General features: G+C 46.7%; 15 protein-coding genes. 3 read left to right on the top strand and 12 right to left on the bottom strand.

The genetic code is table 11. From position 1 onward, the window contains the following. Positions 1-3 precede the first annotated feature (3 nt). On the top strand, positions 4-1,662 hold the full coding sequence (locus MKX46_RS18270) for a response regulator (RefSeq protein ID WP_029515992.1): 1,659 nt from the start codon (positions 4-6) through the stop codon (positions 1,660-1,662). Here the strand turns inward: MKX46_RS18270 and MKX46_RS18265 are convergent. The 3 genes from MKX46_RS18265 to MKX46_RS18255 all read right to left on the bottom strand — a co-directional run bounded on the left by MKX46_RS18265 (position 1,592) and on the right by MKX46_RS18255 (position 4,614). Next, the gene (locus MKX46_RS18265; protein ID WP_029515993.1) at positions 1,592-2,179 is read right to left on the bottom strand and encodes a GNAT family N-acetyltransferase; all 588 of its coding nucleotides are present in this window, start codon (positions 2,177-2,179) and stop codon (positions 1,592-1,594) included. The genes MKX46_RS18270 and MKX46_RS18265 overlap by 71 nt on opposite strands. Positions 2,180-2,291: 112 nt before the next feature. Further along, a complete protein-coding gene (locus MKX46_RS18260; protein ID WP_029515994.1) occupies positions 2,292-3,416 on the bottom strand; it encodes an NADH-dependent flavin oxidoreductase in 1,125 nt (374 codons plus the stop codon). A 247-nt stretch (positions 3,417-3,663) separates the two neighbouring features. Next, positions 3,664-4,614: a bile acid:sodium symporter family protein gene (locus MKX46_RS18255; protein WP_029515995.1), complete on the bottom strand. Its 951-nt coding sequence runs from the start codon at positions 4,612-4,614 to the stop codon at positions 3,664-3,666. Between the two features lie 242 nt (positions 4,615-4,856). On the opposite strand from MKX46_RS18255, the gene MKX46_RS18250 reads away from it, so the two are divergent. Further along, the gene (locus MKX46_RS18250) at positions 4,857-5,612 is read left to right on the top strand and encodes a tryptophan-rich sensory protein (protein ID WP_029515996.1); all 756 of its coding nucleotides are present in this window, start codon (positions 4,857-4,859) and stop codon (positions 5,610-5,612) included. 98 nt (positions 5,613-5,710) lie between these two features. Here the strand turns inward: MKX46_RS18250 and MKX46_RS18245 are convergent, their stop codons facing one another. The 8 genes from MKX46_RS18245 to MKX46_RS18210 all read right to left on the bottom strand — a co-directional run bounded on the left by MKX46_RS18245 (position 5,711) and on the right by MKX46_RS18210 (position 13,302). After that, a complete protein-coding gene (locus MKX46_RS18245; RefSeq protein ID WP_029515997.1) occupies positions 5,711-6,775 on the bottom strand; it encodes an undecaprenyldiphospho-muramoylpentapeptide beta-N-acetylglucosaminyltransferase in 1,065 nt (354 codons plus the stop codon). A gap of 126 nt (positions 6,776-6,901) precedes the next feature. After that, the gene (locus MKX46_RS18240; RefSeq protein ID WP_029515998.1) at positions 6,902-7,282 is read right to left on the bottom strand and encodes a RidA family protein; all 381 of its coding nucleotides are present in this window, start codon (positions 7,280-7,282) and stop codon (positions 6,902-6,904) included. Positions 7,283-7,501: 219 nt separating this feature from the next. Further along, a complete protein-coding gene (locus MKX46_RS18235; protein ID WP_029515999.1) occupies positions 7,502-8,227 on the bottom strand; it encodes an NAD(P)H-binding protein in 726 nt (241 codons plus the stop codon). Positions 8,228-8,273: 46 nt separating this feature from the next. Further along, complete coding sequence (locus MKX46_RS18230) at positions 8,274-9,719, bottom strand: ATP-binding protein (protein WP_341071592.1); 1,446 nt, start codon at positions 9,717-9,719, stop codon at positions 8,274-8,276. Between the two features lie 175 nt (positions 9,720-9,894). Beyond that, positions 9,895-11,397 (bottom strand): HD-GYP domain-containing protein, encoded by a 1,503-nt coding sequence (locus MKX46_RS18225; RefSeq protein ID WP_341040382.1) that lies wholly within the window; start codon positions 11,395-11,397, stop codon positions 9,895-9,897. Positions 11,398-12,126: 729 nt separating this feature from the next. Next, positions 12,127-12,435, bottom strand: coding sequence for a hypothetical protein (locus MKX46_RS18220; RefSeq protein WP_029516002.1), 309 nt, complete (start codon positions 12,433-12,435; stop codon positions 12,127-12,129). Positions 12,436-12,533: 98 nt separating this feature from the next. Further along, entirely contained in the window at positions 12,534-12,656 is a 123-nt protein-coding gene (locus MKX46_RS18215) for a hypothetical protein (protein WP_256026045.1), read from the bottom strand. 340 nt (positions 12,657-12,996) lie between these two features. Beyond that, positions 12,997-13,302: a hypothetical protein gene (locus MKX46_RS18210; protein ID WP_238794843.1), complete on the bottom strand. Its 306-nt coding sequence runs from the start codon at positions 13,300-13,302 to the stop codon at positions 12,997-12,999. A 164-nt stretch (positions 13,303-13,466) separates the two neighbouring features. Here MKX46_RS18210 and MKX46_RS18205 point away from each other — a divergent pair, with 164 nt between their 5' ends. Next, positions 13,467-13,835: a VOC family protein gene (locus tag MKX46_RS18205; protein ID WP_029516003.1), complete on the top strand. Its 369-nt coding sequence runs from the start codon at positions 13,467-13,469 to the stop codon at positions 13,833-13,835. Here the strand turns inward: MKX46_RS18205 and MKX46_RS18200 are convergent. Further along, on the bottom strand, positions 13,820-15,484 hold the full coding sequence (locus tag MKX46_RS18200) for a CoA-disulfide reductase (protein WP_029516004.1): 1,665 nt from the start codon (positions 15,482-15,484) through the stop codon (positions 13,820-13,822). The genes MKX46_RS18205 and MKX46_RS18200 overlap by 16 nt on opposite strands. Positions 15,485-15,644: the final 160 nt, after the last annotated feature.

Raw genomic sequence — 15,644 nt, 5'->3', positions numbered from 1 at the left:
TCAATGAAAGTCCTGATTGTGGATGATGAGAAGCATGTGCGCCATGCCATACGGATGCTCGTACATTGGGAAGCTTGCGGTGTGAGCGAGGTGATTGAAGCCGAGTCGGGCGATCAGGCGATTGAGGTCATTACCGCCCTTTCCCCACCCGTTGTACTCACGGATATGCGGATGCCCGGCAAGGATGGGATAGCACTGATGGAGTGGATTCAAGTCAATTCCCCAGCAACCAGAGTCGTGGTGGTCAGTGGCTATGATGATTTTGACTTGGTTCGACAGGTCATCCGCCGGGGAGGCATGGACTATATTCTTAAGCCCGTGGATCCAGTGGAGATTAACGAGGCTGTAAAAAAAGCCACTCAAGCCTGGCGGACAGCAGAGCAAGACCGGAACAGGCAGACGATGCAGGCCATGGAAGTCAATCGGATGAGGCCACACTATACTGATAAGCTCCTGACTGAAATCGTTTCCGGGATAGCGAATACCCCTCTTTCCATTACGCCCTTACGCGAGGAGCTACGTCTTCCCGCAGCTATTCAGATATGTAATGCAGCTGTGATGAGTACTACTCAGCTGGATGCCGATATACTGGACAAATATAAAACGCGGCGTGCGCTTTTGAGCTTTTCCCTCACTAACATCTGCAACGAATTTCTCGGATCTTCTCAAACCGGAGTTGCATTCCGTCATCTGGAGCGTATGGACGAAATTATTCTGCTATATTGGGGCGATCCATCTCGTTGGTCAAAGCTCTTGCAGGATATTCATACAGGAATCAAAACCGCTTTGCGGTGCTACATGCACATCGGGGTTGGCTCTTTTGGTGCCTTTCCCATAGCGGCAGCCACTGCCTACCAAGAGGCAAGGCAAGCGTTGTGGAAACGGGATGTGTTGCAAGCCGACTGGATGCACCAGAGTACCCAGACACGGCAGAGCATTCGTCTTCCCCAGTTACCTGACATGGAAGAGGAACTACGGCTTAGTGCGCTCAGCTGTAATGCCAGTCGTGTGTCTATAGCGGTAGGCCGCTGGATAGCAGCCGTAGCCGAGTTGCCTTCGGTTACAGCAGAGCAGCTAGCCAGTTGGAATCAAGAGCTGGACTGGATGCTGGCCCGCTGGTTGAATGACAGACCTGGAGATACCGATGGCGAGGAGATGGCAGATGAGTCCGGCTCCATTCATGCCTTGCCGGTCGACAACCGCGGCATGCTTTCGTTGCCCTTATGGCAAAGACAGGTCGAAAACCGACTGCTGGCAGCCGGTCAGGCACTTACACCAAGCCATAGTCCAAACAACCCGACCATCCGTGATATTGCCCGCTATCTGGATGCACACTACGATGAAGACATTTCTCTACAGGATATGGCGAGCCGCTTTTACCTCAGTCGGGAATATATTTCTCGTAAATTCAAGCAGGAGTACGGGGTTAATCTGTCGGACTATTTGTGCCAGATCAGGATGGGCAAGGCAAAGCTATTACTGCTGAATGACAAGCTGCGCCTTCATCATATTGCCGGTATGGTCGGTTATCAGGATGAAAAATATTTTGGCAAGGTGTTCAAAAAACTGGAGGGTGTCACGCCTGGCGAGTTCAGAAGACGCCATTCTGCAAATCCTCAGCCGTTATCGCATACAGCACGTGATCTTCCCACACACCATTAATCTTCAAGTAGTTGAGAGCTAGCCCTTCGCGGCGAAATCCTGCCTTTTCCATCACTCGATTGGAAGGCGTATTTCTTGGCATCACTCCAGCTTGAATACGGTGTAATTCCAACTCATTCAGGGCGTAGCGTACAATATCCTTCACTGCGGAAGTAGCATAGCCTTGTCCGTGGTAAGCAGGATCTACAAAGTAGCCCAGATTGGCGTTTTGAAAGGGGCCTCTAGCGACACCCGACAGCTCTATTCTGCCAATCAGCTTATTATTTTCCGGCAAAAAAAGTCCAAACGTATATCCCTGTCCGGCTTGTGCCGCTTCCAAACCGTTGGAAATCAGACGCGCCTGTTCTTCCAGGGTAAAGTAAACTTCAGGCCGTTCTGGCTCGAACGGTTTGAAAAAATCAAAATTTTCACGTCTGATCTCTAATAAACGTTCTGCATCATTTACTTGCAACAGTCGAATCTGTAGCCCCGGATGGGTTGACTCCATCAAAATCGCGCCATTAGCTCCATGTAACATTGTCAGTTTCCTTCTTTCTCAGTTATTCCTATATTATTGTGTTCACGGTCACAAGACAGGAAAATACCCCAGGTGCATGAGAGCAGCCTAGGGTATCTCCGTCATTCAAAATTTAGTCCGTAACAGGCATCCAGCCTGGAAGGGTCGTCAACGCACCCCACAGGTAGTCAGGAATGACTAGCTCCTGCTGGGCTTGCTTGGATAAGGTCGTGCGAATGGTATCTTCTGTGCCGTTTTGCACCTTCTGAACCCATTGCGGCTCCATCAAAAGTGGACGTCCCAGCGATACAAGCGGTACACCTGTCTCCAGTGCTGCAAGCGCCTCGTCCGGTGTATTCAGCGATCCGACTCCCATAATCGGCACACGGTTACCTACCTTCTCATGGATGAGAACGGTACGTGACCGTTCGTCACTACGGTCACGGAACGAACCACCGAAGAAATGATTTACGGAAATGTGCAGGTAATCCAGCCCTTGATCCGCCAGACGGTCTACAAGCACCATCGTATCATCCAGCGTGATGCCTGGCGTGTGTCCTTCCTCAGGAGACAAGCGGTATCCGAAAATGAATGGCCCCTTTGCATGTTCTGCGATCACTTTCTTCACTTCGTGAACAATCGCCAGCGGGAAGGTCATTCGTTTTTCAACACTTCCTCCCCATTCATCGGTACGAAGGTTGGAGTGCGGGGAGAAGAACTGCTGCACCAGGTAACCATTCGCTCCGTGCAGCTCCACACCATCATAGCCTGCTTCAATCGCGCGGCGAGTTGCTTCGCCATAGGCGCGAATGACGCGATGGATATCGTCGGATGTCATTTCACGCGGCACAGGTGCGCCTTCTTTTTCCTCAGCTACTGCGCTTGCACTAATCGGTTGTCCGTCTGGAATCTGATCCGGTGGACACAGGCGGCCACCATGATAAATTTGCAGGATCGCTTTCGCGCCCTCCTGATGAATCGTATCCGCCAGACGGCGCAGGCTAGGAATCATTTCATCCTTGTCCGCACCAAACTCATTAACAAATCCTTTACCATCTGGAGTTACATACACACAAGCGGTAATAACTGCGCCCACACCCCCTGAGCGTTCACGGTAGTATGCCAGTTCCTCGTCACTCACTTCACCATTTTCGTGGGAAGCAAAGTTAGTCATAGGTGCCATGGTAATACGGTTCTTCAACGTAACACCGGATGGCAGGGTAAAAGCTTCAAATAGAGAATTATATTTTGGGTTCATTCTTTCTCTCTCCTTCAGTTAAATCAGATCAGATAATATAAGGCTGTTGAGCATGAAGCCAAATACGAATTCGATGTAGTTTTCCTCCATAACGACTCAAACTACTGTTGCTTACTTAAATACAGTGGTTATAATAACCACAGTATAATGATCCGCAACTATAAAGTCAAATCTATCCTTTCTGACCATCCCTAAACTGTTCGAAAAAGCTGAACCGTAGCCACTTGGCACAAGCCACTAACAAAGCTTAATGCTTCCCGGTTGTGCTTTTCTTCTCCTCCCGGCGGGAAAACCAAGTCGCGAGCAACGAGCCGGAAATATTATGCCACACGCTAAAAATCGCACTCGGTACAGCAGCAATCGGGTTAAAATGAGCTGCTGCCAGCGCAGCACCCAGTCCGGAATTCTGCATTCCCGTTTCCAGCGTAACAGCTTTACGCTTGGAAAGATCCATGCCGAACAGCTTGGCAAACCAATATCCAAGCAGGAACCCGATTCCGTTATGCAAAATAACCACACCAAAAATAATCGGGCCTGTCTCCAAAATCTTGCCTTTACTGCCTGCAATCACAATAGCCACGATGAGCATAATCACCAGTGTTGATATGAGCGGCAGCGCCTGGACACTGGCTTCTGCCTGCTTGCGAAATAGCGATTTGACGATAACACCCAGCACAATCGGGACAATAACCACGATCAGAATATCCATGATCAGCGACTTCGCATCAATATTCATCCAACGTCCCGCAAGCAGGTTAATCATGGCTGGGGTAGCCAGTGGAGCAATCAGCGTCGACACCGAAGCAATCGATACCCCCAACGCCACGTCGCCTTTGGATAAAAGCGTCATTACGTTGGACGCAGTTCCACTCGGGCAACAGCCTACCAAAATGACACCTACCGCAATATCCGGTGGCAGCTGCAATACTAATGCCAATCCAAAGGCCAGAAACGGCATAATCAGATAATGCCCGACCACACCAATAGCCACATCCACTGGACGCCGGAATACTTCGCGAAAGTCAGCCGCAGATAAAGTTAGCCCCATCCCGAACATGACAATGCCCAGAAATAACTGTATGTATCCTTTCAACCCTGTAAACGCCGCAGGAAAGAAAAATCCCAAGCATGCAAATAAAAGTACCCAGATGGAAAAGGTCCCTCCTACAAATTTCCCTACTTTCTCCAATCTATTCATTCAACTTATCTCCTTACTTCTATATAAGTTGAATTTGAGGAAATACAGCTTATATAGTGCTTAAAATTTTTATCATTGTACTACATATGACTGCATATACATACCACTTTTTATGATTATGCCGGGATCAAGAAACTTTTACCGTTCCGACATATTCGAAAGTAAAGTGGGTATATTCATAGTAGAAGATTGTGACCAGTCAGTCATTTTGGATCATCATTCGTTGAGGAGGAGATATCCCAATGTCACGAAGCCATCCGTATAAATGGTGGAATATTATTGTATTTATTGCTGTCGTTTTCATTAACTTTCTGGCTTCTACACTTCCTATCGGTGGCAGAAGTACTGCTGCTGTATCCAACATGTACCCTACCTTGATCACCCCAGCGGGTTACGCTTTTTCCATCTGGTCGGTCATCTACGTGCTGCTCGCCTGCTTTGTTGTGTATCAAGCTACACCTACAGGGCAAGCCAAGACAAGCGTTCAATCCATCGGTATTTTTTTTATTCTAGGCTGTCTTTTCAATATCATCTGGATTTTCCTCTGGCAGTATGTATACGTAGAACTGTGCGTCATCGTTATTATTTTATACTTGCTTTCCTTGGGCGTCGTGTATGTACGTACCCGCACACCTCAGCCAACCCGCGGAGAAATGTGGTTCGTCAAGCTACCGTTCAGCCTCAACCTCGGTTGGGTATCCGTTGCTACTATTATCAATATTGCAGTGGCACTGGAAAAGAATGAATGGAGTGGCTGGGGACTCAGTGATACGACATGGGCGATCATTATCCTGCTCATCGGCACCATATTGGCGATCATGGTCAGCTTTCCTTATCGTGACAGCATTTATCCTCTCGTATTTGTATGGGCCTATGTCGCCATCGCCGTCGAGCATCCGAACCATGAAAATGTACGGCTGGCTGCATTGATCTTGGCAGCAATCATTCTGGTGTACGCCCTATGGCTATTCTTTGCCCGTAATCGAGACCGGGATTAAAGAAACTATTGATATCTACTAGCAAAAACAAGCGAGTTCGGGTCTGAATCATCTAGCCCAAGCTCGCTTGCTTTGTTTATTCATTTTATCCAATATGATTAGGTATAGACTTTGATCAAATCTATAAGCTTGCTTGTCGAGTGATCTGCATTTATCTTCTTCATATTGATAATGTAATCCGACCTTTTTTCATACAAACGAAGAATCATGTCGACAAACCGTTCAGATTCCAACTCTTCCTCTTCTAAAAATTCACAAAAGCCTTGCGCCTTAAATGATTTTGCATTTAGAATTTGATCTCCCCGGCTAACCGCCTTTGAAAGAGGAATCAATAGCATAGGCTTCCGCAACGTCAAGAATTCAAAAATGGAATTTGAACCCGCCCTAGAAACAACCATATCTGCCATCGTCATAACATCCGCCAGTTCATCGTTTATGTATTCAAATTGCTTGTAGCCATGCATATGAATGGAATGATTCACTTGATCTTTACCACAAATATGCACGATTTGAAAATAAACGAGCAAAGCCTCTAAATTCATACAGACCATCTCATTGATCTTCTTGGAACCTAAACTCCCACCCATGATCAGAATGATCGGCTTATTTCGAGTAAAACCGCAATAGGCCAAACCTTTAGCTGCCACCCCATCTTTTAGTTCATCTCTCACAATAGCCCCTACATACCGGGTATGCTTAGAGCGAAAGTACTGAGTGGTTTCAGGAAAGGTAGTACAAATTTCTGTAGCAAATGTGCTGGAAATTTTATTAGCTAATCCAGGGGTAATATCTGATTCATGAATGATTACAGGGACTTTATTTAACCACCCAGCCAGTACCACAGGAACCGAAACAAACCCGCCTTTTGAAAAAATAATATCCGGTTTTTCTTTTCTTATAATCCGGTACGCTTGAGAAATCCCCTTCAGCACTTTAAAAGGGTCCTTAAAATTATCCCAATCAAAATATCTGCGCAATTTCCCAGTTGAGATGCTGAAATAACACACATTTTCTAGTCCGGAAATCAATTTTCTTTCAATCCCTTGTTCAGAGCCTATGTATTGGACACTCCATTGTTGTTCCAGTAAGTGAGGAATCAAAGCTAAGTTTACTGCTACATGTCCTGAAGAACCTCCACCAGTGAAAATTATTTTTTTATTAATCATCTCCACCTCCACTCTGTATTCAACAAAACAAAACACATTAAATTTGAGCAACCGGGTGCCTCTATTTAATAGGGACACCCGGTTGCCATGCAAACTTTTTATTTTATGAACGGACCTTTCAGACTATTCGCCCTTCAATGCAATGACTTCAATCTCCACCAGTGCATCCTTAGGCAGACGGGCTACCTCCACCGCACTGCGTGCTGGATAGGGTTGCTCAAAGAAAGAACTGTACACCTCATTGACGCTGACAAAATCGTTCATGTCCTTCAGGAATACAGTCGCTTTCACAACCTGGTTCATGTTGCTGCCTGCCGCTTCCAGAATGGCTTGTACGTTGCTCAAGGACAGGCGTGCCTGCTCCTGTACATCCTTACCAAACTCACCTGTTGCCGGATTCAGTCCAAGCTGTCCCGAAGTGTAAACAAACCCGCCTGCCTCTACCGCTTGGCTATAAGGGCCGATAGCACCGGGTGCTTTTTCAGTCGCAATTGTTTTTTTCATATGGGTTGGATTCTCCTTCCTGATACTGGTTCACCGTATTATAGCATGTGAAGCCCAAAGCCACTATTCCGTGCGACGGATTAACGCACTTGATGAATTAGAGATTACGATCGATGTGCCGCAACATACAGACCACCCATAAAACACAAATAACGCCGCTGCTGCCCGAATCATCGGGCAACAGCGGCGTTATTATCATTTTTAATCCTAAACGTGGTTTTACACGTTTACATCCGCATCCGCACCCGTTCCTGAACCAGTTTCCTCAACATCGGATGTTAGCTCCGCACCGATGACCCGAATGATGTCGTTCGGATAAATATGTACGCCGCTCGCCTGCGCAAGAGCGATTCGTACCATGGCTCGTGCGATGACCGAAGCCGGGATGGCACGGTAGGAAGCCAGTTTGCCCGTCATCAGACCGTCCAGCGCTTTCATGACAACAGCGGCAGCGGCTTCGCCCAAACGTCGTTCAGGTCTCGCGCCCAAAATCAGCGACGGACGGAACAAATGCAGCGCAGGCAATCCGATAGCGGCAAGCGCCTCTTCAGCCTCACCCTTGGTGCGATTGTAAAACACGCGTGAGTCTGGATCGGCGCCCATCGCAGAGACCGCAAGCATCTGTACCGCTCCAGCCTCTTTGCCCAACTGGGCAGCTAGCACTGGATAGTCCACATCCACCTGACGGAACTGCTCCTTGGAGCCAGCCTTTTTCATCGTTGTCCCAAGGCAACAAAAAACATCATCCACCCCTTCGAAGGCGAACGCCGTTTTCTGTGGCTGTTCCCAATCGATAAGCGCCTGCTCCAGCTTGGGATGCTTGATGTCCAACGGACGTCTGCCCATAACCATGACGCGGTTGTATTCCTTTTGCACCAGCAGCTCTCGTACAACATAACCCCCGACAAGCCCTGTTGCACCCACAACGACCGCTTTACGTTCCATGATAGACCTCCTTTGTGCCATAACGCTCCTGCTCCTACAATTGCGATTAGGTTAATTTAAAGGGTTGTTCGTCCGCCTCCTTGCTTTTGGACGGACACATCGGTAGGTACAGGGAAAATGCACTTCCATTGCCCTCCTCACTCTCCAGACGGATAAACCCGCCCAACAAGCGGGAAAAATCACGGCTGATGGACAATCCCAACCCAGTTCCTCCATATTTACGATTAATGGAACCGTTCGCCTGCTGGAATGCCTCAAAAATAACGTGTTGCTGAAGCTTGGAAATGCCGATGCCCGTATCTTTTACAGCAAATACAACCCAATCTCCCTCCTGTCCCTTTCGATCCAGATGTTGTGTACTGATTTCCAGCAATACACGTCCTTCATGAGTGAACTTAAAGGCATTGGACAACAGATTACGCAAAATTTGCTGTACACGTTTGGAATCGGACCGAATTTCATTCGGTATAGGCTCATGCTCCTTTAAGCTGAATTCCAGGTTTTTATCCTTCGCAGTGACTTCAAACTGCATCATCATCACCTGCGCAATTTCACGCACATTGACCGGCTCACTTACGATTTCCATGTGTCCAGCCTCGACCTTGGACAAGTCCAGAATGTCGTTGATCAGTTGGAGCAAATCATGCCCCGAGGCATAGATGAGATCGCTGTACTGGTATAACTCGTCCTCATCCAGTTCCTTTCCCTGCTCGTTGATAATCTGCGCCAGGTTAATAATGCTGTTAAGAGGTGTACGTAACTCATGCGACATCGTTGCCATAAAATCCGATTTATATTGGGAAGCCATCATCAGTTGCTTGGCACGTTCCTCTAGAATGACCTTTGTCTTCTGCAACTCATCTCGCTGCTCTGATAACAACTCATTCGCCTGCTTAATCTGATGATTCCGCTGTTGCTCCATCTGAAAGTCCCGTAAAATCAGAGCAAATAGAAAACTGAGGACGATGCCGATTGGCAGTGTCAGAGGAACAACCTCCGCTACATAATAGCGCCAGGGAATGACGCCCAGGCAGGCTATATTTAACGTATTTACGATATTAACCGCTAAAATGGTCACCGATGCCTTGATAATCAGACGCCAGGTGGAACGCCGCATCCAGTAGTTCAATCCGGCGCACAGGACGCCCAGAATGCTCATATTCAAAAAGCCGACCCACGCCGCCATATGCAAACCGAAGGTAAATCTCGTAAGTCCGATTGCGACCCCAATAATAATAAGCGTATAGGAGCGGGGATACACCAATGCCGCGATAATCAGCGGTACAAAACGCAGATCAAAAATAACCGTTTCACTAAAGTTAAAACCAAAGCAAGAGCTGACCCATCCGCCAAATATCACTAGCAGCACGGAGCTGACATATTTGAACCGCGAAGAGGTACGACTCAAACCATATTTATAAATCACGTTCGCCACATAAGCAACGGCAATCAGCATCCCTAAATTCATTAAAAACATCATTGAAAATTGCATGGACTCACACTCCCATAGCGCAAAAAATTGGATGCCAGGCCTATGTTAACCGCGTTTGCCTTTCTTGTACATCATAACATGAAGCCCCATCTTTCGACATGTCAAAAGATGCTTAGCTCCCTATATAAAAAAGCGAACCTCAATGGCTCGCTCTAATGTGCTGATACCTATAGAATCAGCTTGTGATGCCTTTGTTCCGGCGCCACTCCTTGACAAATAATTCGGCAAAATAAGGGTCCCATTGGGTTCCCTTTCCCTCCTCCAATATCATAACCGCCTTCTCTTCCTTCATACCTTGCCGATAGGGGCGATTAGACGTCATTGCATCATAAGCATCCGCTACAGCAATGATTCGTCCAAATAAGGGGATATCTTCCCCAGCGAGCTGGTCAGGATATCCTTTGCCATCATAACGTTCATGGTGCGAGCGCACGCCAGGCAAATAAGGGGCCATAGCATAAGCCGGTTCAACTTGCCGGAGAATGCTCTCCCCCATAACCGGGTGCATTTTAATCTGATCAAACTCCTCGTCCGTCAGCTTGCCGTCCTTGAGTAGCACAGCGTCAGCCACGCCGATTTTACCGATATCATGCAGCAAGGCTGTTTTGCGCAGCAAATCGATGTCCGCCTCATTCAAACCTCCCTTGCGCCCAATGAGTACAGAGTATTCAGCTACACGCAAAGAATGTCCTGCGGTATAGGCATCTCGTGCATCCAGTGCTGCCGCCAAGGTGGCGAAGTAACTGTCCAATAGCTGACCGTTCTTTTCTTCCCGTTCCTTTAGGCCCTCAATCATCATGTTAAATCCTTCGACCAGCTCCGCAAATTCGTCCGAATACAAATCGCTGGCATTACTGTTCAGGCGGCCTTCCTTCACTTCATTCATTTTTTCCAGCAGGTGGTGGATCGGCTGTTCGATCTCACGGGTCAGCAACCTGCCTCCCAGATAAGCAAAGGCTACACCAAAGATTAAAATCGCACCCGCCCATGCCCAATAGGAACTAGAATTCGCCGCCTCCAAACGTTCCAAGCGAATCTGTGTAGCTAAACAAAATAAAAATAAAGGAAAAGCACCAATGAGCGTCGCACTTAACTGAAATTTATGCCGAAGCGATAGCAGGACTCGTCCTCGCAGGGACAGGCTCAATCCATATTGCTGGTAGGTTCGATCCCGAATTTCCTCCAGCAGTGGTTTGATTGCTCTCATGGTCAGGAAAAATTCAACCAGTGCGTGCATGGAAGCGACCAGACAAGCTCCTATACAGGCGATTCCTACATAATAAAAGGGAAAAGTAAGTTGTCCAGTATGTATCATCCATAACGCAATGACGGTTGCCGGGATAGAGAAGCCTAACAAATGCGGTCCTACAATACGTAAAACTGACAAATTAGGCAGATGATGAACCCGGATATACACCGCTTCTACATCCTTGAGTGTTTCCTGGTTACCTAGAAAAAAACGATGAACCGGTCTCAAATGGATTCGAAACACTATGGTTTCACAAGCAATCATAATAACACTGGAAAATACAATAATTTTAACAAGACCCCAAATTTCATGGTGGGCTACATTTAAGGTGGAAAATACAAAAATCATACCTACCAACAATACAGCGATAAACGAACCTATAATATAGTTCAGGATAACATGCTGAATAAAGCGCTTATAGGTCGGCAAATTGCTACCCCTCTTTTCATCCGTACACTCTAAAATATCTTGTGTATTCAATATCGGAGTCCAACCATCAAAAGTTTACCTTCTTGCTTGAGCATTTTACAATACGAAGACGGCTTTTAGTCTGCAATTTATAGATGGGAAATCGTGCTATTCTTAATTAAGAAACCAAACACACCTTGTGTTTTAGATATATTCCTGCTATACTATTAAAGTATGTATTAACCCCATAAGATTCCACGCAACAAGCTATTACTCCTAATCACCGTATGGAGCTTCTCCAAATTTTATGTATAACCCTAATGTAGAATTTTGAGCTTTTGCCGAAGATTTTCACATTCACACTGGCGCGGTCATCGGAGCCGCAAGGACGAAAGAGAGGTAGGGCTTTTGTCGTTTGGAAAATGAACAGTGGAATCACACTGCCCCTTATGAACATGCTGACCATATATTGCAAGGTAGCAGGGGTTGAATATATATTATGCCATCAAACGATGAAGTTTGGGCAAGCTGTGCAGTACATGCAAACTGCACCCATCCTCCGGATGATCCCCGGGGGATTTTTCATTTTACGGAAACCGTATCATGAACAAAAAAATGACCCCGTCGATACATCGACAGGGCCTATAGCTTGATCAAAAAGGGGTTAATAGGGTCATTATAGTCTCGCTTTCTTAAAACTAAATGATATGCACCTTAAAAACTCATTAATTCTCCAGTTTTATATACCTTTTAATAATTCGTCCAATATTCTGTACCATCGGTCGGCATCGTTTGCGTAGTGGAACGTCTTGTTTCGGCTTGAGTGCGCCTTTGGGTCGAGGGACGCTCCCATCCTTCCAGTAAAACAACATGTTGGGTACCCGAATTGTTTTCCCAAGTGATGTAGCGCTCCTGTTCCATATGTCGCAAGGCGACTGTAATTTCAGCGTCTCGCTTGCCCGTTTTTACGGTCAATTCCGCCATTGTGGGCATGTGGCGATGCTGGGCGAAATAATTATACAAAATACGTAGCAGCTTTCGTTCCAAATCTGGCAACATCGTCTTCCCTCCTACAAAGAACATATGTTCCCATTATAACACATAAAAATGCACCCTCCTACTGGAAGATGCACTGGGCTTGTATTCCCATGTTGAATTCAGTTTTTTTCCTTCTCTTGACGACCGACAGAGCGCAGCCACCAAGCGACTCCACCAACACTTCCAAGTGCCAGAACCGTTAAGAAAATAATATAGAACAAATGAAATGCACGATCACTCATGGCAATCGCCTCCCTTACTTTATGTATACACTTTCCAGCTAAGCCTGTAAACCTCTTTTTGATCCCACATTCTAAATTTCCCCAAGAACTCGACAATAGATACTTGCTTGAGATCCATCGGTGCATACTAACTAAAAATGGTTAATACCAAATATGAGACAGACCAAGGAGGTTATCGAATATGAAATTCCTATTGATCGTGATCATCGTCGTGCTGATCGTTGTGTTGCTTATGAGAAGACGCAGATAAGCGGAGACATCCTGCATGGTTAAGAAGGAATACAAAAAGGGCTTTCGGCACATCACCGAAAGCCTTTATTCATATGAGGTTAGGGCTAAATTACGCCTTGTTCTTCTTGCTATATTTAATAAAAGCAATTACAAGCGCTACAGCAAACAATATTCCGCTGACTACCCATGTTGTCAGAAATGCCATACCCAAACCCACATTAGACCCCATCGTCGGGTGCTGCATGGCAGTAAACACCGAGCCCTGCATCATAAATATGGTACAGAATAAAACAACGGGCGCCAAAATAATCGTGCTTGCCGTCTTCCGACTACCAGATACTGCGATCACGCACAGAGCGGAAATCACCAAGATTACCCAATATATAACTGCTTCCCAAATCACTGAAGTGCCCACTGTTCAACCTCTTTTCTATCCATTCGTATATGCCTCTTCTATTGTAACAGACGTCACACAGTGAACCAAGCCATAATTTGATCAGAAAAGGGGTAAACTCTGCGAATAACGTAAATAATGTACAGTAGCAATCCTACATTAAAGACAGGAAAGGAAATGATTCCATGAGAAGTGCAAGCCCTTTTGTCATTGTAAACGACGTGCAGCAGTCAATTGACTATTACCAATCGGTTTTAGGCGGAAAAATCAAAGTGCTAAACAAGCAGGAAGGCAGACTCTTGCACGCTGAACTTCACCTGGGTAGCAGTCATATCCATTTTTCGGATTCCTACGGTAAGCCGCTGAAAGCACAGCATGTACAAATCATTCTCGACTGTGAAAGTGAGGACGAGCTTAAGCAGGCTTACCACGCACTAGCAGAAAAAGGTACCGTTACCGTGGAGCTACAAGATACTTTCTTTGGTGCGCTGCACGGCGAAGTAACAGATCACCTCAACCAGATTGGATGGGTGATGAACTATTTTAAGAGATGATCACGTTCAGCCATAACCGAATACGTCTTATAGCCACCATCAACGTTCCTCACCCGATAACCGTATTGGATCAAAATTCGGGCCGCAATATAGCCTCGCAGACCAACTTGGCAGGATACCGCGATCTCCAGATCACTAGGGATTTCCGCCATCCGCTCTCTAATCTCGGCCAGAGGAATATGAATCGAACCTGGAATGGCTCCTGCCTGTAGCTCCACTGCATCCCTAACATCAATAATAAGACCACCCTTTCGGTGAAAATCATCAACTTCATGCCACTGTATCGTTTGGACCAGCCCATCCATGATATTCGAAGCCACGTAGCCAGCCATATTCACAGGGTCTTTTGCTGAAGAATAGGGAGGTGCGTAAGCAAGTTCAATATCAGCCAGTTCTCGGACGTTCAAATGACCACGAATAGCCGTCGCAATGACATCAATTCTTTTGTCTGCTCCATCAGCTCCAACAGCCTGCGCCCCATAGATCATCCCATTCTCGGGATTAAAGAGCAGCTTCATAGCGATGGGTGATGCGCCAGGATAATAACCAGCATGCGAACCGGGATGAATATGAACAGCCTGATAAGGAACACCCAGCCGCTGTAATGTTTTTTCATTATTACCTGTAGATGCTGAAGTCAATGCAAAGGTCTTAATGACGGATGTTCCGAGCGCCCCATCATAAGAAATTGTCTGACCGTTAATATGATCTGCTGCCAAGCGCCCCTGACGATTGGCTCCCCAAGCTAGCGATACCATCGTTGCAAACCCATGATTGCGGTCCTTGACCTGGATGGCATCCCCCACCGCATAAATGGCCGGATCGCTGGTTTGCAGTTGGGCGTTAACCTGGATGGCGCCGCGAAAACCAAGTTCCAATCCGCTTTGCTTGGCCAACTCATTTTCAGGAACAACACCGATCGCCAGAATAACCATGTCCGTCTGAAGCACACCCCCGGAGGTCAAACGAAGTTGTGCACCCTGCTCTTCAAAAGCCGTGACTCCTTCCTCTAAACGCACCTCCACCCCGTTCAGTCTCATATGCTGTTCTACCAATTTAGCCATTTCAGGGTCCAGCGGATTCAATAATTGTTGTCCCATATCAATAATAGTTACTGCAAGTCCACGCTCTCGCAAATTCTCGGCCATCTCCAGCCCAATAAATCCGGCCCCGATCACCGTGACATGCTTTGGATGTCTTTCATCTACATATGCCTTAATAACGTCCGTATCATGAATATTTCTTAATGTAAATAGATTCATAGCTTCATGTAATCCGGGAATGTCCGGTATCATCGGTTTGGCTCCCGGCGACAATACCACAATATCATATGGCTGCTCATCTGTTTCCCCTGTAACCATATCGCGGAAATGGACGAGCTTCTGCTCCCGGTCTATTTGTATCACTTCTTTCAGTACCCGCACATCTATATTAAAACGGTCTCTTATCCCTTGAGGTGTTTGGAGAAACAGCTTCTCTCGCGCAGGGATTACCCCGCCAATATAGTAGGGAAGGCCACAGTTCGCAAAAGAAACATGCTCTCCGCGTTCAAACAGAGTAATCTCGTCTTCCTCATTCCATCTACGCAATCTCGCAGCAGCAGAAGCTCCACCTGCTACCCCGCCAATAATAACTATTTTTCTACCCACTTCTTCCCCTCCTTATATACCCTATGGGGTATAATATATACCTATGGGGGTATGTTGTCAACACGCAAAAAAAGACGGAGGTTGCCCCCCGCCTGATCAACCCTGAACGAATACCGATCTGGGTCGAAAAATCACTTGCGATGCTACACGAATGCTCTGT

The organism is Paenibacillus sp. FSL P4-0113 (genome assembly GCF_038009305.1).
GTDB lineage: Bacteria > Bacillota > Bacilli > Paenibacillales > Paenibacillaceae > Paenibacillus > Paenibacillus polymyxa_D.
Note: the sequence above shows the minus strand (reverse complement) of the source record. Positions and strands in the feature narration are given on the sequence as shown.